Consider the following 23,233-nt stretch of genomic DNA (forward strand, 5'->3'; position numbering starts at 1 on the left):
CTTTCGAATCCAATTCACGGGTTGCACGGCGCTTGACGACGCCCCTACCCGAACAGTTTTCGCAGGTAGGATGAACCAAACTTCCACTCCGGATCCATCTCTTCACGCAGCTCACAGAACTCATCAAATCTTGTATAAAGTTGAGCAAAGTCGTTCCGGGACAGGGAGTTCATCTTCCCCCAGTGCGGGCGCCCACCGGCCGCGCGGAAAATGGGTTCCAGCTTCGGCATGTAGTCCTGCGGATTCAACGCACGCGGAATGTGGAATGCAATGTACATCGACTCACGGCCAGATGCCGTCGAGAGAGCAACGTCATCCGCGGCCGTCGTGCGCAGCTCCATCGGGAATCCGATGCGCCAGTCCTGTTCATCGATGAAGCGACGGATTTCGCGGACGGTGGCGGGGCCGTCGGCAAGCGGCACGGCGTACTCCATCTCGTGGAAACGAACCCGGCGCGGGCTGACAAACACGTCGTGAGCAGCGGAACGGTAGCGGTTATGAGAGATGACCGAGGTAGCGAACTTGTTGAGCGTCGGAATCGTTCCCGGAATCAGGCGCCCCAACGCCAAGGCGGCGGCAAAGGCGCCGTTGCCAATGAGCTCGTCGTCGATAAGTGCTTTGAGACGTGAGCGGCGCTCCCCGTTCGGTTCGAGGCGCGTGTTGGCCTTGACCATCGCGCGGTCGGTGTGCGGGAACCAGTAGGACTCGAAGTGATCGACGCCTCGGGAGAGCTCCTCCCAGTTGTCCATCAGCTCATCGAAGGCAATGCCAGATTCCTCAGCCAGCAGGTCGAAGGCATCCACGCACTGCATTTCGACCTCGACGACCACGCCGAGTGCGCCCACGCTGACCACCACGAGACGAAGGAGTTCTGGGTCCTCGTCGATGGAATAGGTGCGGACGTTGCCGTCGGCGTCGATGAGCGTCAGGCCCGTGACCGTCCCCGCAAAGCCGGTGTAGTTGATGCCGGTGCCGTGGGTCGAGGTGGAGATCGCGCCCGCCAGCGATTGCGGGTCCACATCGCCTTGATTCGCCAGGGCAAGCCCGAATGGGCGCAGCAGTTTGGGCACGTCTCGCAGGCGAGTACCCGCCAGGAAGCGGACGCGCTTGCGCTGCTTATCGACGCTCACCAGCCCACTCACATGGTCGAGGTTGAGCATCGTCTCCTCCCCCGCCGCGATGGGGGTGAAGGAGTGGCCGGCGCCCACCGCACGCACGCTGCGGGAGCGGCTAATAATTCCGGGGATCTCGTCTATACGGGATGGCTGTACAAACTCCTGCGGTTTCGTGGTGACCGATCCTGCCCAATTGCTAAATGTGGTTGTCATCGGAGTGTCCATCCTTGTCCTCTATAGGTGTCCCATACATCAACGCCGTCGTGCCCGACGGCGAGGAGGCGGTCGACGTTTTCCGTCATTTCGCCGGCCTTGGCGTGGCGGAACCACACCAGGTCCTCAACGCTCAGGTCAGCCCCGCGCAGCGGAGTCTGCACCTCACCGGCGCCCTCCGTGCTGGAGTAGCTAAGGCCCGCCGGCCACACCGGTACGGGGACGCGATCCTTCGCGGGAGGGCCGGAGGCGATCCAGCCGCCGGAGTTGACCGTGGCCCAGCCCGGCGCGGGCACACGGGATACTTGGCAGACGAAGAACGCGGCCGCCTTGTGGTTAATGCCAGTGAAATCATCGAAGATCGCTGGCGTATAAAAACCGGAGCCAGCGGCCAGCTCGGTCAAGGTTCCCTCGGCCGCGGATTCCTGGAGGCTGCCCGTGCCACCGCCGTTGACGAATTCGATGTCCGCCACGTCCCGCGCGGCCGCTACGCAGGCTCGGCGCCGCGGGGCGAGGTCTGTCATGGATTTGGTGCGCAGCCAGCGCTTGACCGCTCCTACCGGACCTGGCAGGCCATCCGCTACGGACGCCACCTGCCCCTCATAGGCCATGAGCCCCACCAACCGGTGACCGCGCCGAAGAATTTCACGCGCCAGCGCTGAGACCTGTTCCGGAGTGCGCACGGGCGAGCGCCGCGGGCCGATGACCGCACCCGGCAAATGGAGGGTGCAGTCAATATCGATGGCCACGCGTACAGAACCCTCGAGCAGGCTCAACAGCTCCACGCTATCCACCATGACGGTGATGGATTCGCGCGCCGTGTCATCTGCGGCGAGCTCACGCAGGGCTTGACGGTTAACGCTCGGGTAGGCCACTACGATGTCGCGGAAACCCTCCCCGACCAGATGCAGCGCCTCCGGTACGGAATACGCGAGGATGCCTCGGTAGCCCTCATGCTCGAGGGCACGGCGTAGTGCCGCCACGCTGCGTATTGACTTCGAGGCCACGCGGATGGGCAGTCCCCCGGCGCGGGTGGGCATCTGTGCAGCGTTGTAGTCGAATGCATCGAGGTCGATAACGCCGACGGGCGCTGAGCTTTCACCGGACCTGACGAGCGGCTCAACGGCCGAACGCACCTGGGCCTGTGGAGTGGTCGCGAGGATTGGCATAGCGTCATCCTAACCACAACTAGTTTAGTTTGTGAGACAAATCTCGAAAAACTCATAGCGGCATCCCATATTTTTGGGACAATAGACCGCATGAAAACCTTCACTCAGACACGCCTGCCCCAGCGAGTGCACAATTTCTTGGATACGGACCCCGCCCGCGATGTTCGCGGCACGGGTGAGCAGAACCAAGCTCACGCGCCGTTTAGCGGTGACAAGCTCTTTAGCTTCCCCGTCGCCACCGCCGGGGACGTCGAGAAGGCAGTCACCTATGCACGCACCGGCGTCGGGCAAGGTGACCGCGCCGCTATCCTGCTGCGCCTGCACGACCTCGTTCACGAGAACGAGGAGCTCATCCTCGACCTGATCCAAGCCGAAAACGGCAAGTCCCGCTCCCACGCCTATGACGAGCTGATGGATCTGTATAACTGTGCTCGGTTCTATGCCGTCAACATCCGCAAAGCTTTCGGAAACGACCGCCACCCCGGCGCGCTTCCCGTGCTGACCAAGACACGCACGCAGTACTACCCACTCGGCGTGGTGGGGCTCATCTCCCCGTGGAATTACCCACTGTCCTTGGGCGTGGGCGACGTCCTGGCAGCACTCTCCGCCGGCAATGCCGTGGTACACAAGCCGGACTCCCAGACCACGTTGACGGCAATTCTGCTGCGACGCCTAGCCATTGAGGCGGGCCTTCCGGAGGCCGCCTGGCAGCTGGTTCCCGGCCTGGGTGCCGAGGTGGGTGACGCCCTGGTTCCTCTGGTGGATGGGCTCTCCTTTACCGGTTCCACCCAGGCTGGCAAGTCGATTGCCACCCAGGCCGCGGGGCGCCTCATCCCCACCATGCTGGAGTTGGGCGGCAAGAACCCGATGCTCGTGCTTGACGACGCCCCCCTTAAACCCACCGCCCAAGGTGCCGTACGCACCGCCTTCTCCTCCTCCGGGCAGCTGTGCATGTCCGCCGAGCGCGCCTATGTCCACGAGAGCGTCTTTGAGGAGTTCCTCGCAGAACTCAAGAACGCCCTGGACCAGCAAGTGCTCGGGGCAGCATTCTCCGATGCTGCCACCATCGGCTCGCTGACCTCGCAGCGCCAGCTCGATGCAGTAGTTTCCCACGTCGAGGACGCCCTGTCCAAGGGCGCCACCGTGGTATATGGCGGAAAGGCTCGGCCGGATCTTGGGCCCTTCTTCTATGAGCCCACCGTGCTCACCGGCGTGACCCCAAAGATGGATCTCTATGCCACCGAGACTTTCGGCCCAGTGTTGGCGGTATACCCGGTGAGCTCCGATGCCGAGGCCATCCAGCGCGCCAATGACACCACCTACGGTCTTTCTGCCTCAGTATGGTCCGGAAATTCCCGCCGCGCGTGGAAGGTTGCCTCCCAGCTAGAGGCCGGCATGGTCAACATCAACGAAGGCTTCGCCGCCGCCTACGGTTCTATCGCCGCGCCAGGTGGAGGCGTCAAGGAATCTGGCCTGAACCACCGCCACGGTATTACCGGCATGCGCCTGTGGGCCAACGAGCGCACCGTGGCCGAGCAGCGCCTGCACCCGCTTGCGCCGTCGGAGTACGTCTCACCGGAACGCTTCCGCCAGCTGGTTTCGACGGGCATGCAGCTGATGAAGACCTTCCGGCTCTAATGTAGACAGCCATGAAGGAACTTAACCGCGACGAACTTCTAGCCCGCCGGCTCATTGCTCAAGGCCTCGCCCCATCGGCCGCGAGATCACAGCTCTCCTCGGCGCAGGACGTCGCTGAGCATCTCCTCGCTCTGCAGGGGCAGACCTACGATGCCGGCATCACAGCACTAGCCCTTCGCGCCGGCTGCACTGATCAAGAGGTGCTCGGTGAAGTTGGACACTATCGCGTGGTGCGCTGTTGGCCACAGCGCGGCACGCTGCACTTCATGCCGGCTGCCGACGTCCGCTGGATGTCCCGCTTGCTCTATCCGCGCGTGGCCTCCAGCCAGAAATCCCGGCGACCGAGCTTGGGGCTCAGCGAAGACATGGTGGCAGCAGCTTCGGAAGCACTACATGGCGCAGCCACCGAGCCTCTCACTCGCACGGAGGTCTACGAGATTTTCGCTGAGGTTGGAGTGGACCCCACAGAAGGCAGGGGCTCCCACCTACTCCGCGCATTCGGCGGTGCCGGTGACTTGGTACAGGGCCCAAAAGCTGGCAACCAAGAGACCTTCCTCCATGTCGATGCGCTACCTACCGTCCAGCGTGAACCGGACCAACCGCTCTCAGAGCTAGCCCAGCGCTATGTCGAAGGCCACGGCCCCGTATCCGTAGCCGACCTCCAAACATGGTCCAAGCTCAGCAAATCCCAGGCTGCCAAGGCTCTTGCGAGCACGGAGGCCACGACCGTTAGCCATGATGGGCAGACACTGTGGATGGCGGGCTGGCAGGAGGATGTCACCGCGAGCGAAATCGACGGTGCCTTAAAAATCCGGCTCGAACTCCCCGCCTTCGACGAATACCTGCTGGGCTATGCCAACAAGGATTGGATCGTGCCCGATGAGATCCGAGCAAACGTCCTCACTCGAAATGGCCTCAGTTGGCCGTGGGTCATGGAAGGCGGGCGCGGCGTAGCCAGCCTACGGCATCCGTAGGATGCGGCGATGAACCGTTCCTTCGGGCTCGACATGGATAAACACTTCCGCACCGGGAAAAAGCTCATCGATGGCGTCTTCGATGCGGTCGGCGATTGTGTGCGAGTGCAGCACCGTCCACTCGCCGGGAACATCCATGGTGAGGTAAACAAGGCGCTGGCGCCCTGCCGCGACCGTGCGGCGTGAGGTAAAGGAAACATCGTGACGGCCCTCCAGCTCATTGAGCAGAGCATCCAGCCTGGCGTGTTCCTCTTTGGGCAGGGACTCCGACAACAAAGAGCTCAAGGATTCCTTGAGCAGCTTATCCCCAGTCCACAAGATATTAATGCCCACTGCCAGCGCAATGACGGGATCCAACCACAGCCAGCCAGTCAGTGCGACCGCACCAATGCCGAGGAGGACGCCGACGGACGTCCAGACGTCGGTAAGCAAGTGCTTTCCGTCCGCCTGCAAGGTAGCTGAGCGGTGTTGCTTGCCTGCACGCACAAGCAGGAGGCCCACGCCCAAGTTCAGCAAAGAGGCGATGAGTGACAGTAAGAGGCCGAGCCCAGGTTGCTCCAGCGGCTGCGGAGCCAGAAATCGGCGGATGGCCGTGTAGATAATCATCGCGGCGGCCACGAAAATCATCGCGCCCTCTACCAACGCGGAAACATACTCGGCCTTGCCGTGGCCGAACTGGTGGTTTGCATCTGCCGGCTTCGCCGCAATTTTGATAGCCACAAACCCCACGACGGCGGCTACGAGGTTCACGCCGGATTCGAGGGCGTCGGAAAGAAAGCCCACCGATCCCGTTGCCGCAGCAGCGACGACTTTGAGCGCGATCGTGGCCACTGCGGTGGCGATGGAGAGCTTCATGAAGCGTTCGAGCAGCAGTTGCTCGGTTGGAAGAGACATGTGTGTCCTTCTATATGTCCTTCGCTGAGGAAAATTTCTATTTACCGTGAGTCAGGCTACCAAAGGCGAGTGTGCACGTACTGTTCACGCATTGTTTACCGCGTGTGGTCGTAAAGTACATAAACCGTCGTTAGTTTGTACTTCATGTCCAAAGACATATCTCCCCCAGTTCTCCTCTTCGATTTCGACGGCACCGTTAGCCTGGGCCACGGGCCCGTGCTGGCCTATGCCCGCCACATCGGGGAGGCAACCGGAAACCACTCCATCCCCCACACCGCCGAGCACATGCTCTCAACGAACGACGCCTCCCTAGTGCACTATCGCGACGGCTACGACCTCGTCCGCAGCCTCGCCGCGGATTGCGATGTCCCGGAGGACTCCTGCCAACAGGCCTACATGGCCTCCCGACTAAACCTTGCGGACACCGGAATCAAAGCGCCCGAAGGCCTCGCCGAGTTTCTAGGCTCGTATCCCGGCCGCGCGGTTCTCGCCACCAACTCCCCCGAAACTGGCCTCGCAGAGGCGCTAAAGGTTTTGGGGCTGAGCAACTCCTTCGACGCCATCTACACGAGGGTGGGCAAGCCCGACGGCTTGACTCGAATCCTCGAATCTGATTCCCCCGATAGCCCCATCATCGCTTTCGGCGATATCTGGGATTTCGATCTCGCTCCCGTGGCTGCCCGTGGCGGGCGCACCGTTTTATTGGAAACACCGTTCGCCACCCCCGCAGACGCCAACCCCACGTGGCGCGCTCAGCGCGTCACCGACATCTTTTCTGAACTATCTTCCGCCTTCTAGCACTCCCCCCCCTCGACACAGAAAGACATTCTCATGCGCCGTTTCACCGCCCTCGCTGCCTCCGCCCTTGCACTGTCGCTCTCCCTGACCGCTTGCTCCTCTGATTCCTCCTCAACCGATGACTCGAACTCCCCCGACAAGCTCACCCTCGCGCTCATCCCAAACGAGAAGGTCAACGATCTCGTCACCACCGCAAAGCCGCTGACTGACTACCTTTCCGAGGAGCTCGGCATCGAGGTCGAGGGGGTCGTGACCAAGGACTACCAGGCCGCCGTCGAGGCCATCGGCTCCGGCCAGGCAGATATCGCCATCGCCTCCGCCGCGCAGCTGGCCTCCGCCGAAGACATGTACGGCGCTCACGCCGTGCTGCAGGACGAGCGCTTCGGCGCGGATTCCTACGCCGGCCAGTTCGTCACCAACAACCCCGACAAGTACTGCGAGGACGAGCCGGTGGCCTCCACCTATGCTGCCAGCGGTGCCGACTACCTGTACTGCAACGGCACCGCCACCCCGGAGGAGAACAAGGGCCAGGGTCCGAAGGGCCTCGAGGCGCTCAAGAAGATCGATGGGGAGACCACCGTCGCCATGCTGGGTGCTACCTCCCCCGCCGGATACCAGCTGCCGGTCATGGCCATGGAATCCCAGGGCATCGACGTCGACAGCCTCAAGAAGGTGCCAGTGACCTCCAACGATGCCTCCATCATGGCGGTCTACAACGGCGATGCCGAGGTGGGCTTCAGCTTCTGGGATGCGCGCTCCACCATCGACGCATCGGAGGCGCCAGATCTGGCTGAGAAGCTCGTGGTCTTCGGCTACACCGACATGTACCCCAACGGTGGCGTCGTGATTTCTGATGAGGTGCCGGAGGATCTGCGCGGCCAGATCACCGACCTCATGGACGGCTTCTCCGAGGTTGACCCGGACACCATGTCCGCCATCTTCGACATCACCGACTGGGTTCCCGCCAAGCAGGAATCCATCGATATGGCGCGCAAGGTCAACGAGCGCTTCGCCCAGTAGCCTGACGCCCCTACTCAGAAAGGCTTCACCCATGACGGAGGAGAAAGCGTGGGGAATCCGCTTCGAGAATGTCTCGGTGCGCTACCCCAACGGAACGCTGGCGCTTGACGATGTCTCCGTGGACATCGCTCCCGGCGAATTCGTCGCCATCGTCGGCCTGTCCGGCTCTGGCAAATCCACGTTCATCCGCAGCATCAACGGCCTCGTGCAACCGACATCCGGCAAGATTTTCGTCGGCGACCACGAGATTTCCGCAGCGAAAGGAGCACAGCTGCGGAAGCTACGCGGCCGCATCGGCATGATCTTCCAAGAGTTCAACCTAGCCGACCGCGCGAGCGTCTTCTCCAATGTCCTCGTCGGGCGCTTTTCTCACAATCCCAGCTGGCGCACCCTGTTGGGAATCTCTACCGCCGAGGACAAAGCAATCATCGCCGAGGCCCTCGACTCCGTAGGGATCCTCGACAAGGCGTGGAATAAGGCCGGCGCCTTGTCGGGCGGCCAGAAGCAGCGCGTGGCCATCGCCCGCGCCCTGTCCCAGAAGCCGGCGATCATGCTGGCCGATGAACCCGTCGCCTCCCTCGACCCGCCCACTGCCCACTCCGTGATGAAGGATCTGCGCCGCATCAATACCGAGCGGGACCTGACCACCCTGGTGAACTTGCACCTGGTGGATCTGGCGCAAGACTACGCCACGCGCATCATCGGCATTCGCCACGGCAAGATAGTTTTCGATGGGCCCGCCGCAGGCTCCACCGTGGAGGATTTCGAAGCCATCTACGGCCGCCGCATCCGCGAGGAAGACCAGCTGGGAAGTCAGGAGAGCCGGGCATGACGGCGGTACTTCCCCCACGGCAGCGCAACTGGCCCGGCATCCTTGGCGGGCTGGCTGCTTTTCTCGCGCTCACCATCGCCACCTGCGTCCCCGCCTGGGGCGGAATCGAGATCGACTTTGGGCAGATCGCTCGCAACTGGCGCAACGGCGCCGACCGCTTGGCCCTGATGTTCAGCCCCGACTGGTCCATCCTCCCGCGCACGTGGGAGCCGATGCTTGAAACCCTCGCCATGGCTGTCGTCGGTGCCGCCATCTCCGCGGTCATCGCTCTGCCCTTATCCCTGTGGGCGGCGCGGCCCACCAACCCATCGACACCGTGGCGCTCGCTAGTGCGCGGCATCGTCAACGTTGTCCGCGCGGTGCCCGACTTGGTCTACGCCACCATCCTCGTGGCCATGCTCGGAGTCGGTGCCCTGCCCGGCATCATCACGCTGGTGCTTTTCGACGTCGGCATCGTGGTCAAGCTCGTCTCCGAAGCCATCGACTCCGCGGATGATTCTTACATGGAGGCCGGCCGGGCCGCCGGCGGCACGCAAACCCAGATCAACCGGGTTACTGCCCTGCCGCAGACCTGGCCGGTATTTGCCAGCCAGGTGATCTACTCCCTCGAGCTCAACGTCCGCATCTCCGCGGTCCTCGGCCTCGTGGGCGCTGGTGGCATTGGCCTGCTGATCGACGAAGTCCGTGGCTTCTACCGCTATGACGCGCTCTCCGCCATCGTGCTCGAGCTGCTCGTCGTGGTCATCGCCCTAGAGATCGTGTCCGTCAACCTGCGAAAGAGGCTGCGATGAGCACTGCACATGTACTTCCCTCCCGCTCCCGCAGCTGGGGAGTCTTCGCTGCGTGGGCCGGATTCCTTATTATTTTGGCGCTGTCCTTTGGCTACATTCGCGTTGATCTGACGGCTCTTAAAGATTTGCCCTCGAACATCTGGCACTACCTCGTGCTCATGTTCTCCAACCCGGACTGGTCCAAGCTGGGTGAGGCCCTCCTGCAGACCTGGCGCTCCGTGGCCATGGCCTGGATCGGCGCGCTGCTCGGCGTGTTCCTCTCCACCATCCTCGGTGTCCTAGCTGCCAATACGGTCTCCCCGGGGTGGGTATGCCTACCACTGCGCGCGCTGTTTGCCATCATCCGCGCGGTACCGGAGATCATCATCGCCATCATTATCCTCACCGTCACCGGGTTAACCCCGTTTACGGGCGCGCTAGCTCTAGCCATCGGCGGCATCGGCACGCATGCGAAGTGGACCTATGAGGCCATTGAAACCGCGCCGACTGGCCCAGCCGAAGCGGTCAAGGCAGCCGGCGGCAGCCTGGCAGAAATGGTACGCTGGGGAACCTGGCCCATTGTCCAACCCGAGCTGGCTTCGCTCGCGCTCTACCGTTTTGAGATCAACGTGCGCACCTCCGCGGTCCTCGGCCTCATCGGCGTGGGTGGCATCGGTGACATGCTCACCGGCTATACGCAGTACCGCCAGTGGGACGTCGTCGGCGTCCTGCTCATCGTGGTCATCGTCATCACCATGTCCATCGACGCCATCTCCGGCGCTATCCGCCGCCGCATCGTGGCCGCCAAATTCACCTGATAGTTGCCCCTATGACTGATTCCGCCCCACTCTCCGCGCACATCACCACGCGCATGCCGAGCCTGCAGCCCATCGAACAACGCGTGGCCCAGGCAATCCTCGAAGACATGGACTTCGTCCTGCACGCCACTGCGGACCAGCTGGCAGCCAAGGTAGGCACGTCCCGTACCTCCGTCATCCGCACCGCGAAAGCGCTGGGCTACGACGGGTACCAGCAGTTGCGTGTGGCGCTCACGCAGGAGATTGCGCAGCGCCCCACCCCGCCGGCGGGTGCCGATTCCACCCACGTCGGCCGCATGAGTGCCGAGATTGCCTCCTTCAGCAACTACCTGCATGGGCTTACTGCCCTGCTCAACGAGGATGAGCTAGCCGCGACAGTGGAGGCAGTAGCACAGGCCAAGCGGGTTCTCCTCGTGGGCAATGGCCTCTCTGCTCCCTTGGCGCAGACCATGGCGCTGCGCCTCACAAGCATCGGGCGCCCCGCCGAGTTCGTGGCGGAGGCCATGGGCCAGCACATCGCGGCGACGCAACTAGACGCAGAGTGCGTGTGCCTCGTCGTTTCCGGTTCAGGGTCGACCACGCTCACGCTCAAAGCCGCGACCGCATCCTTCGAGGCGGGCGCGAAGCTCATCGCGCTGACTTCGTTTACCTCCTCGCCCTTGGCGGAGCTCGCCTCCTACACGCTGGTCATCCCCTCCCCGGATGGGACATTTCGTGCAGAGCTGCAGGATGCCTCGCGCGTTGCTTTTCTGCTGGTGCTTGAAGCACTCGTGACGCTGGTGGATTCCCACCTCGATGATTCCGCGGCACGGCGCACGGTGCTCTCCGTGCTCCATTCGGCGATGGAAGATTAATTTCCCAGGTAGGCGTAGGCCGCGGCGATGAGCGCCTGCGTCGCGGTGCTGAGCGTCGGCTGCAACTCCGGAGCAAAACGCGGGTTGTGGTTAGGAATGGACGCGCCATCAGTACGCCCGCCAAAACCCCAGAAGCAATACGGAGTACCAAAGGCATCGGGGATCCTCGAGAAATCCTCCGATGCGGTCCACGGTTCCATGTCGAGGACGTTGTCGCTTCCGAGGACGTCGACAAGCTGCGCGCGCACCTTGTTCGTGACTTCCTCATCGTTGACAGTGAGCGGGTAATTATCGCTTTCGGTGATCTCCGGCTCACGTGGGGACATCGCTGCCTGGCACTCGGCGTTGACGATCCGGTGGATGGCCTCAACGATTTGCTCTCGAATCTCCTCGCTATAGGCGCGGACATTGATGCGCAGGGTGGCCGAATCCGGGATGATATTGGCCTTCGACCCCGCTTGCAGCGCGCCGACGGTCAGTACGGCGAACTGGTGAGGATCGACTTCGCGGGACACGACGGTCTGCAGCCGCAACACGATGGAGCTGGCCAAGACGACTGGATCGACGCTGAGGTGTGGCATCGAACCATGGGAACCGTGGCCATAGACGGTGACCGTGAGTGAGGTCGCTGTCGACAAGACCGGGCCGGGCGCAATCAGTACGGTGCCGGCCGGGGCGTTTTTATCAATAAAGATGTGTTGGCCAAAGGACACATCAGGCATGGGGACTTTATCGGTGAGGCCCGCGTCCACCATGGATTGCGCGCCCTCAGCGGTTTCCTCGCCCGGTTGAAAGAGCGCGATGAACGTGCCGGACCACGCGTCAGTGGCCTTCGCCATCACTTCCGTGGCGCCGAGCAAGGCGGTCACGTGGGTGTCGTGGCCGCAGGCGTGCATAACCTCGCCCGTGGCCGAGTAGTCCAAGCCAGTGTCTTCAGTGACCGGCAGGCCGTCGAAGTCAGCGCGCTCTAAGACCGTCGAACCCTCACCGTTGCGGAGGATGCCGACGACTCCCCCGCCGAGTTCAAGCACTTCAACCCCTGGAAACTCCCGGAGCTTGCCCGCGATGACGCCGCGGGTGCGCTCCTCTTCCATGCTGAGCTCAGGATGCTGGTGAAGGTCCTTGTACAGGGCTTCTTGCCACTGCGTGGCATGTGCTGCTCGGTCCAGGATGTGGGCGATACTCATGCCCACAGCCTACGCGCTATGAGCGCACGAGCTAGCCGCCGATCTTGAAATCGCAGACGTCGCCATCCTGCATGATGTATTCCTTACCCTCCTGGCGCACCTTGCCAGCGTTGCGGGCTTCCGCCATGGAGCCAGCAGCGTCTAGGTCGTCGAAGGAAACGATTTCTGCCTTGATGAACTTCTTCTCAAAGTCGGTGTGGATAACGCCAGCAGCCTGCGGTGCCGCAGAGCCCTGCCTGATGGTCCACGCGCGGGCTTCCTTCGGGCCAGCGGTCAGGTAGGTCTGCAGGCCGAGGGTGGCGAAGCCGGCCTTGGCCAACGTCGCCAAGCCTGGCTCTTCCTGGCCGACAGACTCCAGCAATTCCAGAGCCTCTGCCTCGTCGAGCTCAAGGAGCTCGGTTTCAGTCTGGGCATCGAGGAAGACGCACTCCGCCGGGGCGACAAGCTGGCGCAGCTCCTCCTTCTTGGCCTCATCGGTGAGGACGGCCTCGTCCGAGTTGAAGACATAAAGGAAAGGCTTCGCGGTCATGAGGTGCAGCTCGCGCAGCAAAGACAAATCAATCTCATTGTTCTTGGACGCCGCGAAGAGGGTACGGTCATCCTCCAAGATGGCCTGGGCCTTCTTGGTCTCCTCCACGGTTTCTGCCAGATCCTTGTTCTTGCGCGCTTCCTTTTCCAAGCGCGGCAAAGCCTTCTCGATGGTCTGGAGGTCCGCAAGGATGAGCTCGGTGTTGATGACCGAAATATCGTGCGCCGGGTTAACCTCGCCGTCGACGTGGATAACGTTCTCATCAGCGAAGGCACGCACCACCTGGCAGATGGCATCGGCTTCACGGATGTTGGCAAGGAAGGCGTTGCCCATTCCCTCACCCTTGGAAGCGCCCTCGACAATGCCGGCGATGTCCACGAAGGACACGGTGGCCGGAAGGATGCGCTCGGAGCTGAAGATTTCCGCGAGGCGGTTCAGGCGGGAATCGGGAAGCTCCACTAGTCCGACATTGGGCTCGATGGTGGCAAACGGATAGTTCGCTGCCAAGATATCGGAACGGGTCAGGGCATTAAACAAAGTGGACTTGCCCACATTGGGCAGGCCGACGATTCCAAGTGTAAGACTCACGGGGCCAATCCTAACGCACCCCGGATCTTTTAAGGCAAGATGGTGGGGTGAGTTCTGATCAGCCATCCCCCAATGCATCCTCGCCTGAGCTCGCCGCCGCTGAGGCAGCGCTTGGCGGACGCTTCGATGATTCCGTCGACGCCGCTTCGCTGAACGCAGTCTCGCCGCACCCGCCAGGCAACCAAGTGGATCGCTCCGTGGTGGTCGGCGAGGTCATCAAGTCCGCATCGCTGTGGGCACTGCGCCTGACCATTATTGGGCTATTCCTCTATGCCTCATTCCGCATGTTGGGCAACTTCTGGCGTGGCATTTTGCCGGTTCTCATTGCTCTCATCATCTGCACTGTGCTTGCCCCTGTTGCGAGCGCCATGCGGCGCAAGGGGTTGCCGTCGGCCCTGGCTGCGGCGGTAACCATCCTCGTGTCCTTTACCGCGGTGGGCTCGCTTTTCATGTTCATTGCTCCGGACTTTGCGCGGCAATCCCAAACGCTGTACCTGCAAACTGCGGAAGGCATTCAGCGCCTGCAGCTATGGGCACAAGGGCCGCCGCTCAACCTCGATCCGGATGAGATCGGCCAATACATCGATGAGATCGCCCTGTGGCTGCAGCGCCAGGCCGGCTCTATTGCGGGTTCCGTGTTCACGGGAATTGGCACGGCGACCTCCATCGTGGTCACGCTCTTCATCATCGTGGTGCTGACCTTCTTCTTCCTTAAAGATGGCCACAACTTCCTCCCCTGGTTGCGCCAGGCCACGGGCCGCCGGACCGGCTGGCACCTCACCGAGTTGCTCACCCGTGTGTGGACCACGCTGGGCGGTTTCGTGCGGGCGCAGGCGGTGGTCTCGCTTGTCGACGCCATCTTCATCGGCCTCGGCCTCGCACTCATCGGGGTGCCTTTGGCCATGGCGCTGGCCATCATCACCTTCATCGCCGGCTTTATCCCCTTTGTGGGCGCGATTGTAGCTGGTGCGCTATCCGTGACCATCGCGCTGGTCTCCTTGGGCTTTACCAAAGCACTGCTCGTTCTTGGCTTGGTCCTTTTAGTTCAGCAGCTTGAGGGCAACGTACTCTCCCCGTGGCTGCAATCGAAGGCCATGAACCTGCACCCGGTCATCGTGTTGATTTCTGTGACTGTAGGTTCCGCGCTCTTCGGCCTCGTCGGCGGCTTCCTCGCCGTTCCGGCGGCGGCGACCATCGCGGTGGTCTACCGCTACTTCCAAGACATGATGATGCTCCAATCCGGCGAGAGGACCGCCGAAGACTTGGAATTCTCAACGGTCGCCGGTTTCCTCATCGGGCGCTACACACAGCAGCAGGGCGACCGGAAGCGCGAGCAGTGGCTGTCCATCCCGGACCACGCCGCACCCGAAGGCGCTGCGGAAGATGTAGCCCACGACGGCACAAGCCCGCTGGACCAAAAGATCGATGTCGACGTTGACGCAGACTTCAGTGAGCGCGATAGCGGCGCCCGAGCGGGAATTAAGCGAGCGATTGGCGCTCTCGAACAGATTTTGCAATCAAAAGACAAGAGCTAAGCCTCCGTGTCCGGGGAGCGTGCCATGATGACAGGCATGACGTCTTCCCTTCCCGTAGTGCTCTTATTCCTCGGCCTCATCATCGGGGCCGCTCTGGGCTGGCTGGCCCGCGCCTATTCCGCACAGTCCGCCCAGCCATCAGAGGAACACCGTGCACTTCAAGAGTCTCAACGCCGCCAAGCAGAACTCGCCCCTCTAGAGAAGGCCATGGACCGTTTGGGCCTCCAGCTCCAAGAAATCGAGGAGGATCGGGCGACATCGCTCGCAGCACTCAGCAGCCAAGTACAAGCGGTGACCCGCACGTCGACACGCCTGTCTGACCGCACGGACAAGCTGGTCGGCGCACTGCGTTCCCCGAATGTTCGGGGACGCTGGGGCGAAGTGCAGCTCGAGCGCGTCGTCGAGCTCGGCGGTATGCGCAAACACGTGGATTTTGATTCACAGGTGAACGCCCGCATCAATGGCTCGCTCGTCCGCCCCGATCTTGTCGTTCACTTGGCCGGCGGGCGCAGCATTATCGTGGACGCCAAGGTACCGCTCAGCGCCTACCTCGATGCGATGGAGACTGAAGACCCGGAGGAGCGGGCTGGATACCTACGCCGCCATGCGCACCTCATGCGTTCCCACGTGCAGGCACTGGCGTCGAAGGACTATATCGAGGCCTTCTCCCCCACACCACAATTTGTGATCCTCTTTGTCCCCGCTGACACCTTCGTGGACGCGGCCTTGTCTATCGACGCTGAATTGCTCGAGTTCGCCTTCGAGCGCAACATCGTCATCGCTACCCCGAGCACCCTTTTCGCACTCTTACGTACCGTTGCGGTGAGCTGGCAGCACGAAGAGATCGAGGATAAAGCCCGCGAGGTCCAGCGCCTGGGCCGCGAGCTGTACACCCGGCTCAACACTCTTAATGAGCACTACGACAAGGTGGGCCGCGGGCTGGAGCGCGCGGTGGAGGCCTATAACGCAAGCCTGGCTAGTTTGGATTCGCGCGTTTCGGTCACTGCACGGCGGCTCAAAGAATTGGACGTCCCCGCCCGCGTCGACCGCCTGCCCGTGGAGCCGCGCCGTGTCGGTTCTTGGCCGCGGCGCGCCCAGAATGAATAACGGTTTGGCCAACATTCCCGGTAAGCTCTCTGGGCGTGTCAGTTGCCAAAAATCGTCGCCGCCCTCCCCGCCGCGGGATGCCGCTTACCCGAGCGCTTCTCCTCGCGCTCGTCGTAACGCTCGTGGCTTTGACGGTCTCAGGAGTGCTTGGCAGCGTGGGGCTGCCGTTCGCCCTGATTTTTGGACTGGGATCGCTCGCCGTCACCTGGCTGGTGGAAACCCGCGGGCTCTACATGCTGGTAATTTCATTGCCCCTGCTCTACGCGCTGGGAACCGTGGGCGGTGGCTTCATCAGTTCCACGTCAGCCTTGCCAGAAGGCGCGTCGCCGTTTTCTAAGACCGCGCTTCTCACCACGGCCTTCCCGCTGCTGCAGCACTTCCCCGTACTTATTGTCACAGTAATTGCCTGCGCGCTACTCGCAGTCCTGCGACTGTGGCGCAGCGACAATCGCGCGAAGAGCCGTGAGGCCAAAGCCCAGGAAAAGCGCCGCACCGACGCAGCTTCCGACCTTCGAAACCGCTCCGAGCGTCTTTCCGTAGCCGAGCTCCTTGCTCGTGAAGCCACAGGCTCCGGCCGAGTCCGGGAGCGCGACCGCGAAGAACGCCGCCGTATTCAGGCCGAGGAGCGCGAACAGCGCAAACAAGCCTCCCCCGACGCAGACGAGCGGGAGGATTTCCGCCGTGCCGCCGCTGAATCGGCAGAGAATGCGCGGCGCGCACGGGAGCACTCCCAGCGGTCCTCCCAGCCGCTGGAAGAGAATCTCTACGACGAGGATTAACGCGCGGTGCGTGCCGGACGCAGATCGCGCGGCAAGGAGAACGTGATGGTCTCCGTGGAAGTCGTCACCTGCTCAACGTCGTGGTAGCCACGCTCGTCCAGGAATTCCAGTACCTCACGGACCAGCAGTTCAGGCACGGATGCGCCACACGTCACGCCGACGGTGTTCACGCCCTCCAGCCAAGCTTCTTCGATCTCCGAAGCGAAGTCTACGAGGTGCGAGGCCTTAGAGCCTGCTTCTAGGGCTACCTCGACGAGACGCTTGGAGTTGGAGGAATTCTGGGACCCGACGACGATCATGAGATCACACTTCGGGGCAATGGCCTTCACCGATTCCTGACGGTTCTGAGTGGCGTAGCAGATATCATCTGATGGCGGATTCTCCAGGTGTGGAAAGCGCTCACGCAGCTTATTGACGATCTGAATGGTTTCATCAACCGACAACGTGGTTTGCGACAACCAGATGAGTTTCTCATCGTGGAGGAAATCCGGCAGCTTGTCGACGCCGTCCAAGCCATCTACCAAGTGGGTAACCTCTGGGGCCTCACCGGCGGTGCCTTCGACCTCTTCGTGGCCCTCGTGGCCGACGAGCAAGATGTGATAGCCATCGCGCTCAAAGCGCTGTGCTTCCTTGTGCACCTTGGTCACCAGCGGGCACGTTGCGTCCAGCGTTAGCTGCTTGCGTTCCTCCGCTTCCTTGCGCACCGTCGGCGCAATGCCGTGTGCAGAAAATACAAGGTGAGCGCCTTCAGGGGCTTCGGAAGCCTCCTCCACAAAGATGACACCACGCTTAGCCAGGGATTCAACAACGAAGCGGTTGTGCACGATTTGCTTGCGCACGTAGATAGGGGCGCCGTATTTCTCCAACGCCTTTTCCACTGTCTCAACAGCACGGTCCACGCCGGCGCAATAGCCGCGGGGAGCCGCCAGGAGCACCTTCTTTGCAGTTTCAGTCATGGCTCCCAGAGTATCGAAAGTCGCGCGCATACTGTAGTTACAGCTTGCCAGGCTTGGCCGGTAGCACCAGATGTCCGGCACGCCTCTTACACTGGACGGAACATACCCGAGAGACTAGACCACTCAAGAGAAAGGACTGCGCGTGAACCAACCGGCCAATTCTGCGGAAACGCCGTGGCCCGTCGGCAAGGTCAATGACCAAGTCAAAGGCTGGATCGAGCGCCTCGGCTTCCTCTGGGTGGAGGGGCAGATCACCCAGCTGAACATGAAGCCAACATGGAAGCTCTCCTACATCACGTTGCGTGATGTCGAACAGGAAAAGTCAGTTCAGTTGACATGCAATACCTCGCTCATCCGCAATGCCCCCTCACCGCTCAAGGATGGCGACCGCGTCGTGGTCTACGGCAAGCCCGCCTTCTACGCCGGACGCGGAAGTTTTTCCCTGTGGGTCACGGAGATCCGCCACGTCGGTATTGGTGACCTTCTTGCTCGGGTAGAGATGCTGCGCCAGCGGCTGCGTCAGGAAGGCCTGTGCGACGCTTCCCGTAAGCTGCCGCTTCCCTATCTGCCGAAGAAGATTGGCCTCATCACCGGCCGCGGGTCCCATGCCGAGCGCGATGTGCTCTCCGTGGCGCAGGATCGTTGGCCAGCGGTTCAGTTCGAAGTCATTAACACTGCTGTCCAGGGAGCCACTGCCGTTACCCAGGTGATTGACGCGCTCCGGACTCTCGACGCGAACCCGGAAGTCGATGTCATCATCATCGCCCGCGGCGGTGGTTCGGTGGAAGATCTGCTTCCTTTCTCCGAGGAGGCGCTCCAGCGCGCTGTGGCAGACGCCCGCACCCCGGTTGTCTCCGCGATCGGACACGAACCGGACCACCCGGTGCTGGATGATGTCGCCGATTTGCGCGCCGCCACGCCCACCGATGCGGCCAAGCGCGTCGTTCCTTCCGCCGCTGAGGAGTATGCGCTGATCTCTGAAGCCCGCTCGCGCATGGCGGCAGCGCTGCGCGGCTGGGTGGACAGGGAACGCCGCGGCCTCGAGAGCATCCGCTCCCGCCCGGTCCTCGCCGATCCCATGGTGCCGATCAACGCGCGCCGCGAGGAACTTGAGCGCAACCTCGCGCTGATTCGCCGGGTAGTTACGCACCGGTTGGATCGCGAAAGTAACCAGGTAGCCTCGTTGCGTGCTCGCGTCTCAGCCTTGGGCCCCTCGGCCACACTTGAACGGGGCTACGCCATCGTTCAGGTGCTGCCTCGCGACGGTAGCGGACCAGAGGTTGTCACCAGCTATGCGCAGTCTCCCCCGGGATCGCAGCTGCGCATCCGCGTTGGCGATGGTTCGATTACCGCCGCCGCAATGGCCTCCCAGGCCGCAGATTAAAACGATTTATTAGAGCACAAGAGAAAAGGAATTGACCCCATGACTGACACAATTGGTGCCGGCCAACCCGGCCAGGACGCGTTCCCACCGGTAGAAGAACTGAGCTATGAACAAGCCCGCGATGAACTCATTGAGACCGTAAAGATCCTCGAGCTGGGCCAGATGGGCTTGGACGAGTCTCTTAAATACTGGGAGCGTGGCGAGGCCCTAGCAAAAGCTTGCGAGGCGCACCTCGACGGCGCATCGAAGCGCGTAGAGGAAGCCCTCCGCAAGAATACTGAGGGCACCGATAGCGCAGCCACCAATGCAGAAGCAGGAGAGGATTAAATGAAAATTTACGGCTACCCGGGAGATCGCGTCGATTTCGTCTCCAAGTCGGGCGGAGCGGGATCCATGGTCTTTGGGGATTCACGCCAGCTCGTCGAGGAGTTTTTCGGCCCGCCGCACACCGTGAGCGGAGAGGAAATCAGCTATTTCTCCGGCTCCATCGTCCTGCGTTTTAGCGCTGATAAACTCGTCGAAATTGCACTCTTCCCCGGCAAGTCCCAACACGAAAAGGTCGATGTCTACCTGGGCAAGACGCGCCTGAGTGGGCTCGACCCGGAGTCTCTCACCAGTGCCGCCGGCGATGCCGTCGAGGTGGAGTGGGATGAAACGCTGCAGAGCGTGACGTTCCGCTAACTATTTACTCGCTGACGACGCTGCCATCCTCAGCAATTTGGAGCGGCTCAGCTTCCGCGAAGGCGGTGAGGGCCGTCTCATAATCAGCGTCGGAGGCAGAGCCCGTAAGAACGAGGCGGGCATCGCCCAAGTCAGTAATCCACAGTGGACGCACATCTTTGTCGTCACTGCTCAGGATTTCCACGTCGTGGCCCGCCACCTCACGCCGCTCGGAGTTGCCACGATAGTTGGAGTCGTAGGCCGAGGGGACATCGCCAAGCGCCAACTGCGTCTGCGCCGATTCCACGTAGCCTTCCTCGGCGGTAAGCCAGCTCACCACGGCACCGGATTCGCCGCCCATCTCCTTACGCCGTGCGGCCGTAGGCTGCCAGCCCTCCGGCATGACGGGCTCCCTGATGACGGCCCCGGTGCCGCGCGCCTCCATTTCCAGAAACGTAGCGGCATCCACGTTCTGCACGGGCCCCGGCTTTTCCGGGTTGATCGAGCACAGTCCCGTTGCTCCAACCGCCAGGAACATCATGATGAGGATGACGCCCACCGTCAGGGTGATATCACGCGCGTCCTCAAAAATCTTAGGTTTATCTTCAGATGCCACCCGCCCAGTATGTCACGCCGCCTCCCGCGCTCGCGACAGCGACCTCCCACCTGCCCTTTTGGTGGCCAACTTGACTGAGACCCTCTTCTGGGGGAGGCATTCGGGCTTGGATACGAGGGAAAAGTGGAAGAATGGAATATGTATTCCGGGTTGTCCCCCACCCCGGGCCGAGCCACCTGAAAAGAAAGGGACTAATCACACATGTCTGATAACACGTCTTATATCCCCGATCGCAACCTAGCCATGGAGCTGGTGCGTGTCACTGAGGCAGCAGCACTCGCCTCGGGTCGCTGGGTTGGCCGTGGACAGAAGAATGAAGGTGACGGCGCCGCGGTGGATGCTATGCGCAAGCTCATCAACTCCGTAGAGATGAACGGCATCGTCGTCATCGGTGAGGGCGAAAAGGATGAAGCCCCCATGCTGTTCAACGGAGAAAAAGTCGGCACCGGCCAGGGTGCAGAGATGGACATCGCCGTCGACCCGGTTGACGGCACCCGTCTTATGGCAGAAGGCCGCCCGAACGCTATTTCCGTCATCGCTGCTGCTGAGCGCGGCACCATGTATGACCCATCCGCAGTGTTCTATATGAAGAAGATTGCTGTCGGCCCAGAGGCTGTTGGCTCAATCGATCTCAATGAGTCCGTGGAGTGGAACATCAAATCCGTGGCCAAGGCCAAGGGCATCAAGCCAGCTGACCTGACCGTCGTCGTACTCGACCGCCCGCGCCACGATGACCTTATCCGCCAGATCCGTGAGGCAGGCGCCAAGGTTCGCCTCATCATGGATGGTGACGTCGCCGGCGCCATCGCCACCTGCCAGGACACCAACTCCATCGATATGATGATGGGTATCGGTGGCACCCCAGAGGGCATCATCACCGCATGTGCCATGAAGTGTATGGGTGGTGAAATCCAAGGCAAGCTGTGGCCTAAAGATGAAGCAGAGGCAGAGAAGGCACGCAAGGCCGGACACGACCTTGATCGCGTCCTCACCACCAACGATCTGGTCTCTTCTGAAAACTGCTACTTCGCCGCAACCGGCGTTACCAATGGCGACATGCTCCGCGGCGTGTCCTACCGCCCCAACGGCGCCACGACCCGTTCTCTGGTCATGCGCTCCAAGTCCGGCACGATCCGCTACGTCGATTCCATCCATAAGCTGGCTAAGCTGCAGGAATACTCCGTGGTGGACTACACCAACCCCCACGATAAGGAAAGCTAATCCACTTTCCTGCGAAGAGTGCTACGGTGGCCATCAATGCCGTGCCACGGCACACATAAAGAACTCTACAATTCTCATCTCACAGAAAAGGTGACTTCATGACTGAATACCGCATCGAACACGACACTATGGGCGAAGTCAAGGTTCCGGTCGACGCCCTGTGGCGTGCCCAAACCCAGCGCGCTGTGGAAAACTTCCCCATTTCTGGCCGTGGCCTTGAAGCTGCCCAGATCCGCGCACTCGGTCTTCTCAAGGCCGCCTGCGCTCAGGTGAATAAGGATTCCGGCAAGCTGGATGCGGAGAAGGCCGACGCTATCATTGCGGCAGCCACCGAGATTGCAGAAGGCAAGCACAACGATGCCTTCCCGATCGATGTCTTCCAGACCGGCTCCGGTACCTCTTCCAACATGAACACGAACGAGGTCATCGCTTCCATCGCCCACAACAATGGCGTAGAGATTCACCCGAATGACCACGTGAACATGGGCCAGTCCTCCAACGACACCTTCCCCACCGCAACCCATGTTGCGGCGACCGAGGCTGCCGTCAACGACCTCATCCCGGGCCTCAAGGTCCTCCACGAATCCCTCGTGGCTAAGGCCAAGGAATTCGCCGACGTGGTCAAGTCCGGACGCACCCACCTGATGGACGCCACCCCGATCACCCTGGGCCAGGAGTTTGGCGGCTACGCTCGCCAGATCGAGCTCGGCATTGAGCGCATTGAGGCAACCTTGCCGCGCTTGGGCGAGCTGGCCATCGGCGGCACCGCAACCGGTACCGGCCTGAACACTTCCGCTGACTTCGGTGGCAAGGTTACCGAGGAGCTCAAGAAGCTCACCGGCGTCAAGGAGCTGTCTGAGGCTAAGAACCACTTTGAGGCCCAGGCCGCTCGCGACGCCTTGGTGGAATTCTCCGGCGCTATGCGCACCGTGGCTATCTCCCTCAACAAGATTGCCAACGACATCCGCCTCATGGGCTCCGGCCCGTTGACCGGTTTGTCCGAGATCCACTTGAAGGACCTGCAACCGGGCTCCTCCATCATGCCGGGCAAGGTCAACCCGGTTCTGTGTGAGGCCGCCACCATGGTCGCTGGCCAGGTTATCGGTAACGATGCAGCCGTTGCCTTCGGCGGCTCCAACGGCCACTTCGAGCTCAATGTCTACATCCCGATGATGGCTCGCAACGTTCTCGAGTCGGCCCGTCTGCTGGCCAACGTCTCCCGCGTTTTCGCTGAGAAGTGCGTTGACGGCATCGAGGCCAACGAGGAGCGCATGAAGAAGTTTGCGGAGTCCTCCACCTCCATCGTGACCCCGCTGAACTCCAAGATTGGCTACGAGAACGCAGCCAAGGCAGCTAAGCACGCACTGCACGAGAAGATCACTGTCCGCGAGGCAGTCATCGACCTCGGCTTCGTCGACGGAGAGAACCTCACTGAGGAGGAGCTCGATGAGCGCCTCAACGTTCTCACCATGACCAACCGCGACCGCGACAACTTCTAAGCTCGCTTTCGCGAACGCCGCCGCTCTCCTTCGGGAGGGCGGCCTTCGTCGTTTTCAACGCCCACGCTCAGCGTCAT

23 protein-coding genes are annotated in these 23,233 nt (G+C 61.8%); 16 read left to right on the top strand and 7 right to left on the bottom strand.

Features of this window, described 5'->3' with window-relative positions; all coding sequences use genetic code 11:
* Positions 1–44: 44 nt before the first annotated feature.
* A complete protein-coding gene (locus tag QP999_RS07815; protein WP_284848032.1) occupies positions 45–1,328 on the bottom strand; it encodes a D-arabinono-1,4-lactone oxidase in 1,284 nt (427 codons plus the stop codon).
* A complete protein-coding gene (locus QP999_RS07820) occupies positions 1,325–2,497 on the bottom strand; it encodes an alanine racemase (protein WP_070564357.1) in 1,173 nt (390 codons plus the stop codon). Before QP999_RS07820 ends, QP999_RS07815 begins: the two co-directional genes overlap by 4 nt.
* A 90-nt stretch (positions 2,498–2,587) precedes the next feature.
* Here QP999_RS07820 and QP999_RS07825 point away from each other — a divergent pair, with 90 nt between their 5' ends.
* Complete coding sequence (locus QP999_RS07825; RefSeq protein WP_070530506.1) at positions 2,588–4,135, top strand: succinic semialdehyde dehydrogenase; 1,548 nt, start codon at positions 2,588–2,590, stop codon at positions 4,133–4,135.
* A gap of 11 nt (positions 4,136–4,146) precedes the next feature.
* On the top strand, positions 4,147–5,109 hold the full coding sequence (locus QP999_RS07830) for a winged helix DNA-binding domain-containing protein (RefSeq protein WP_284848033.1): 963 nt from the start codon (positions 4,147–4,149) through the stop codon (positions 5,107–5,109).
* On the opposite strand, the gene QP999_RS07835 is transcribed toward QP999_RS07830, so the two are convergent.
* Complete coding sequence (locus QP999_RS07835; RefSeq protein ID WP_284848034.1) at positions 5,095–6,003, bottom strand: cation diffusion facilitator family transporter; 909 nt, start codon at positions 6,001–6,003, stop codon at positions 5,095–5,097. The genes QP999_RS07830 and QP999_RS07835 overlap by 15 nt on opposite strands.
* A 144-nt stretch (positions 6,004–6,147) precedes the next feature.
* Here QP999_RS07835 and QP999_RS07840 point away from each other — a divergent pair, with 144 nt between their 5' ends.
* Genes QP999_RS07840 through QP999_RS07865 form a run of 6 tightly spaced genes read left to right on the top strand, consistent with a single transcriptional unit; the run spans position 6,148 to position 11,095 of the window.
* Positions 6,148–6,801: an HAD family hydrolase gene (locus QP999_RS07840; RefSeq protein ID WP_284848035.1), complete on the top strand. Its 654-nt coding sequence runs from the start codon at positions 6,148–6,150 to the stop codon at positions 6,799–6,801.
* Between the two features lie 33 nt (positions 6,802–6,834).
* Entirely contained in the window at positions 6,835–7,821 is a 987-nt protein-coding gene (locus tag QP999_RS07845; protein ID WP_154736703.1) for a phosphate/phosphite/phosphonate ABC transporter substrate-binding protein, read from the top strand.
* A 31-nt stretch (positions 7,822–7,852) separates the two neighbouring features.
* Positions 7,853–8,653 (top strand): phosphonate ABC transporter ATP-binding protein, encoded by an 801-nt coding sequence (gene phnC / locus QP999_RS07850; RefSeq protein WP_049155476.1) that lies wholly within the window; start codon positions 7,853–7,855, stop codon positions 8,651–8,653.
* Positions 8,650–9,444: a phosphonate ABC transporter, permease protein PhnE gene (phnE, locus tag QP999_RS07855; protein WP_046649249.1), complete on the top strand. Its 795-nt coding sequence runs from the start codon at positions 8,650–8,652 to the stop codon at positions 9,442–9,444. Before phnC ends, phnE (QP999_RS07855) begins: the two co-directional genes overlap by 4 nt.
* Complete coding sequence (gene phnE, locus QP999_RS07860; RefSeq protein ID WP_070523995.1) at positions 9,441–10,241, top strand: phosphonate ABC transporter, permease protein PhnE; 801 nt, start codon at positions 9,441–9,443, stop codon at positions 10,239–10,241. Before phnE (QP999_RS07855) ends, phnE (QP999_RS07860) begins: the two co-directional genes overlap by 4 nt.
* Positions 10,242–10,252: 11 nt before the next feature.
* The gene (locus tag QP999_RS07865; protein ID WP_070523993.1) at positions 10,253–11,095 is read left to right on the top strand and encodes a MurR/RpiR family transcriptional regulator; all 843 of its coding nucleotides are present in this window, start codon (positions 10,253–10,255) and stop codon (positions 11,093–11,095) included.
* Here the strand turns inward: QP999_RS07865 and QP999_RS07870 are convergent.
* Both QP999_RS07870 and ychF read right to left on the bottom strand, forming a co-directional pair.
* A complete protein-coding gene (locus tag QP999_RS07870; protein ID WP_070562568.1) occupies positions 11,092–12,282 on the bottom strand; it encodes an amidohydrolase in 1,191 nt (396 codons plus the stop codon). The genes QP999_RS07865 and QP999_RS07870 overlap by 4 nt on opposite strands.
* A 31-nt stretch (positions 12,283–12,313) precedes the next feature.
* The gene (gene ychF / locus QP999_RS07875) at positions 12,314–13,399 is read right to left on the bottom strand and encodes a redox-regulated ATPase YchF (protein ID WP_070523989.1); all 1,086 of its coding nucleotides are present in this window, start codon (positions 13,397–13,399) and stop codon (positions 12,314–12,316) included.
* Between the two features lie 47 nt (positions 13,400–13,446).
* Here ychF and QP999_RS07880 point away from each other — a divergent pair, with 47 nt between their 5' ends.
* The 3 genes from QP999_RS07880 to QP999_RS07890 are packed head-to-tail and all read left to right on the top strand — an operon-like array spanning position 13,447 to position 16,820.
* Complete coding sequence (locus QP999_RS07880; protein ID WP_070523987.1) at positions 13,447–14,934, top strand: AI-2E family transporter; 1,488 nt, start codon at positions 13,447–13,449, stop codon at positions 14,932–14,934.
* Positions 14,935–14,970: 36 nt separating this feature from the next.
* Positions 14,971–16,041: a DNA recombination protein RmuC gene (locus QP999_RS07885; protein ID WP_070562602.1), complete on the top strand. Its 1,071-nt coding sequence runs from the start codon at positions 14,971–14,973 to the stop codon at positions 16,039–16,041.
* Positions 16,042–16,076: 35 nt separating this feature from the next.
* Entirely contained in the window at positions 16,077–16,820 is a 744-nt protein-coding gene (locus tag QP999_RS07890) for a DUF6542 domain-containing protein (protein WP_284848036.1), read from the top strand.
* On the opposite strand, the gene QP999_RS07895 is transcribed toward QP999_RS07890, so the two are convergent.
* Complete coding sequence (locus QP999_RS07895; RefSeq protein WP_180952102.1) at positions 16,817–17,776, bottom strand: 4-hydroxy-3-methylbut-2-enyl diphosphate reductase; 960 nt, start codon at positions 17,774–17,776, stop codon at positions 16,817–16,819. The two genes, QP999_RS07890 and QP999_RS07895, sit on opposite strands and share 4 nt — an antisense overlap.
* A 142-nt stretch (positions 17,777–17,918) precedes the next feature.
* On the opposite strand from QP999_RS07895, the gene xseA reads away from it, so the two are divergent.
* From xseA to QP999_RS07910, 3 genes are read left to right on the top strand one after another with little or no spacing between them, the layout of a single operon-like run.
* Complete coding sequence (gene xseA / locus QP999_RS07900) at positions 17,919–19,160, top strand: exodeoxyribonuclease VII large subunit (RefSeq protein WP_070523981.1); 1,242 nt, start codon at positions 17,919–17,921, stop codon at positions 19,158–19,160.
* 39 nt (positions 19,161–19,199) lie between these two features.
* Positions 19,200–19,487, top strand: coding sequence for an exodeoxyribonuclease VII small subunit (locus QP999_RS07905; protein WP_070523979.1), 288 nt, complete (start codon positions 19,200–19,202; stop codon positions 19,485–19,487).
* The gene (locus QP999_RS07910; protein ID WP_070523977.1) at positions 19,488–19,841 is read left to right on the top strand and encodes a hypothetical protein; all 354 of its coding nucleotides are present in this window, start codon (positions 19,488–19,490) and stop codon (positions 19,839–19,841) included.
* A gap of 4 nt (positions 19,842–19,845) precedes the next feature.
* On the opposite strand, the gene QP999_RS07915 is transcribed toward QP999_RS07910, so the two are convergent.
* The gene (locus QP999_RS07915; protein ID WP_070562565.1) at positions 19,846–20,436 is read right to left on the bottom strand and encodes a DUF4245 domain-containing protein; all 591 of its coding nucleotides are present in this window, start codon (positions 20,434–20,436) and stop codon (positions 19,846–19,848) included.
* A 201-nt stretch (positions 20,437–20,637) separates the two neighbouring features.
* On the opposite strand from QP999_RS07915, the gene glpX reads away from it, so the two are divergent.
* A complete protein-coding gene (gene glpX, locus QP999_RS07920; RefSeq protein ID WP_070523973.1) occupies positions 20,638–21,657 on the top strand; it encodes a class II fructose-bisphosphatase in 1,020 nt (339 codons plus the stop codon).
* Positions 21,658–21,755: 98 nt separating this feature from the next.
* Positions 21,756–23,156: a class II fumarate hydratase gene (locus tag QP999_RS07925; protein ID WP_070562562.1), complete on the top strand. Its 1,401-nt coding sequence runs from the start codon at positions 21,756–21,758 to the stop codon at positions 23,154–23,156.
* The last annotated feature ends 77 nt before the right edge of the window (positions 23,157–23,233 follow it).

Source organism: Corynebacterium sp. MSK004 (genome assembly GCF_030232515.1).
GTDB classification, from domain to species: Bacteria; Actinomycetota; Actinomycetes; order Mycobacteriales; family Mycobacteriaceae; genus Corynebacterium; species Corynebacterium hesseae.

What these genes read in the sequence shown, in the direction of transcription:
- QP999_RS07815 (WP_284848032.1), bottom strand. Translation starts at nt 1,328, where the DNA reads ATGACAACCACATTTAGCAATTGGGCAGGATCGGTCACCACGAAACCG.
- QP999_RS07820 (WP_070564357.1), bottom strand. Translation starts at nt 2,497, where the DNA reads ATGCCAATCCTCGCGACCACTCCACAGGCCCAGGTGCGTTCGGCCGTT.
- QP999_RS07825 (WP_070530506.1), top strand. Translation starts at nt 2,588, where the DNA reads ATGAAAACCTTCACTCAGACACGCCTGCCCCAGCGAGTGCACAATTTC.
- QP999_RS07830 (WP_284848033.1), top strand. Translation starts at nt 4,147, where the DNA reads ATGAAGGAACTTAACCGCGACGAACTTCTAGCCCGCCGGCTCATTGCT.
- QP999_RS07835 (WP_284848034.1), bottom strand. Translation starts at nt 6,003, where the DNA reads ATGTCTCTTCCAACCGAGCAACTGCTGCTCGAACGCTTCATGAAGCTC.
- QP999_RS07840 (WP_284848035.1), top strand. Translation starts at nt 6,148, where the DNA reads ATGTCCAAAGACATATCTCCCCCAGTTCTCCTCTTCGATTTCGACGGC.
- QP999_RS07845 (WP_154736703.1), top strand. Translation starts at nt 6,835, where the DNA reads ATGCGCCGTTTCACCGCCCTCGCTGCCTCCGCCCTTGCACTGTCGCTC.
- phnC (WP_049155476.1), top strand. Translation starts at nt 7,853, where the DNA reads ATGACGGAGGAGAAAGCGTGGGGAATCCGCTTCGAGAATGTCTCGGTG.
- phnE (WP_046649249.1), top strand. Translation starts at nt 8,650, where the DNA reads ATGACGGCGGTACTTCCCCCACGGCAGCGCAACTGGCCCGGCATCCTT.
- phnE (WP_070523995.1), top strand. Translation starts at nt 9,441, where the DNA reads ATGAGCACTGCACATGTACTTCCCTCCCGCTCCCGCAGCTGGGGAGTC.
- QP999_RS07865 (WP_070523993.1), top strand. Translation starts at nt 10,253, where the DNA reads ATGACTGATTCCGCCCCACTCTCCGCGCACATCACCACGCGCATGCCG.
- QP999_RS07870 (WP_070562568.1), bottom strand. Translation starts at nt 12,282, where the DNA reads ATGAGTATCGCCCACATCCTGGACCGAGCAGCACATGCCACGCAGTGG.
- QP999_RS07885 (WP_070562602.1), top strand. Translation starts at nt 14,971, where the DNA reads ATGACGTCTTCCCTTCCCGTAGTGCTCTTATTCCTCGGCCTCATCATC.
- QP999_RS07895 (WP_180952102.1), bottom strand. Translation starts at nt 17,776, where the DNA reads ATGACTGAAACTGCAAAGAAGGTGCTCCTGGCGGCTCCCCGCGGCTAT.
- QP999_RS07905 (WP_070523979.1), top strand. Translation starts at nt 19,200, where the DNA reads ATGACTGACACAATTGGTGCCGGCCAACCCGGCCAGGACGCGTTCCCA.
- QP999_RS07910 (WP_070523977.1), top strand. Translation starts at nt 19,488, where the DNA reads ATGAAAATTTACGGCTACCCGGGAGATCGCGTCGATTTCGTCTCCAAG.
- glpX (WP_070523973.1), top strand. Translation starts at nt 20,638, where the DNA reads ATGTCTGATAACACGTCTTATATCCCCGATCGCAACCTAGCCATGGAG.
- QP999_RS07925 (WP_070562562.1), top strand. Translation starts at nt 21,756, where the DNA reads ATGACTGAATACCGCATCGAACACGACACTATGGGCGAAGTCAAGGTT.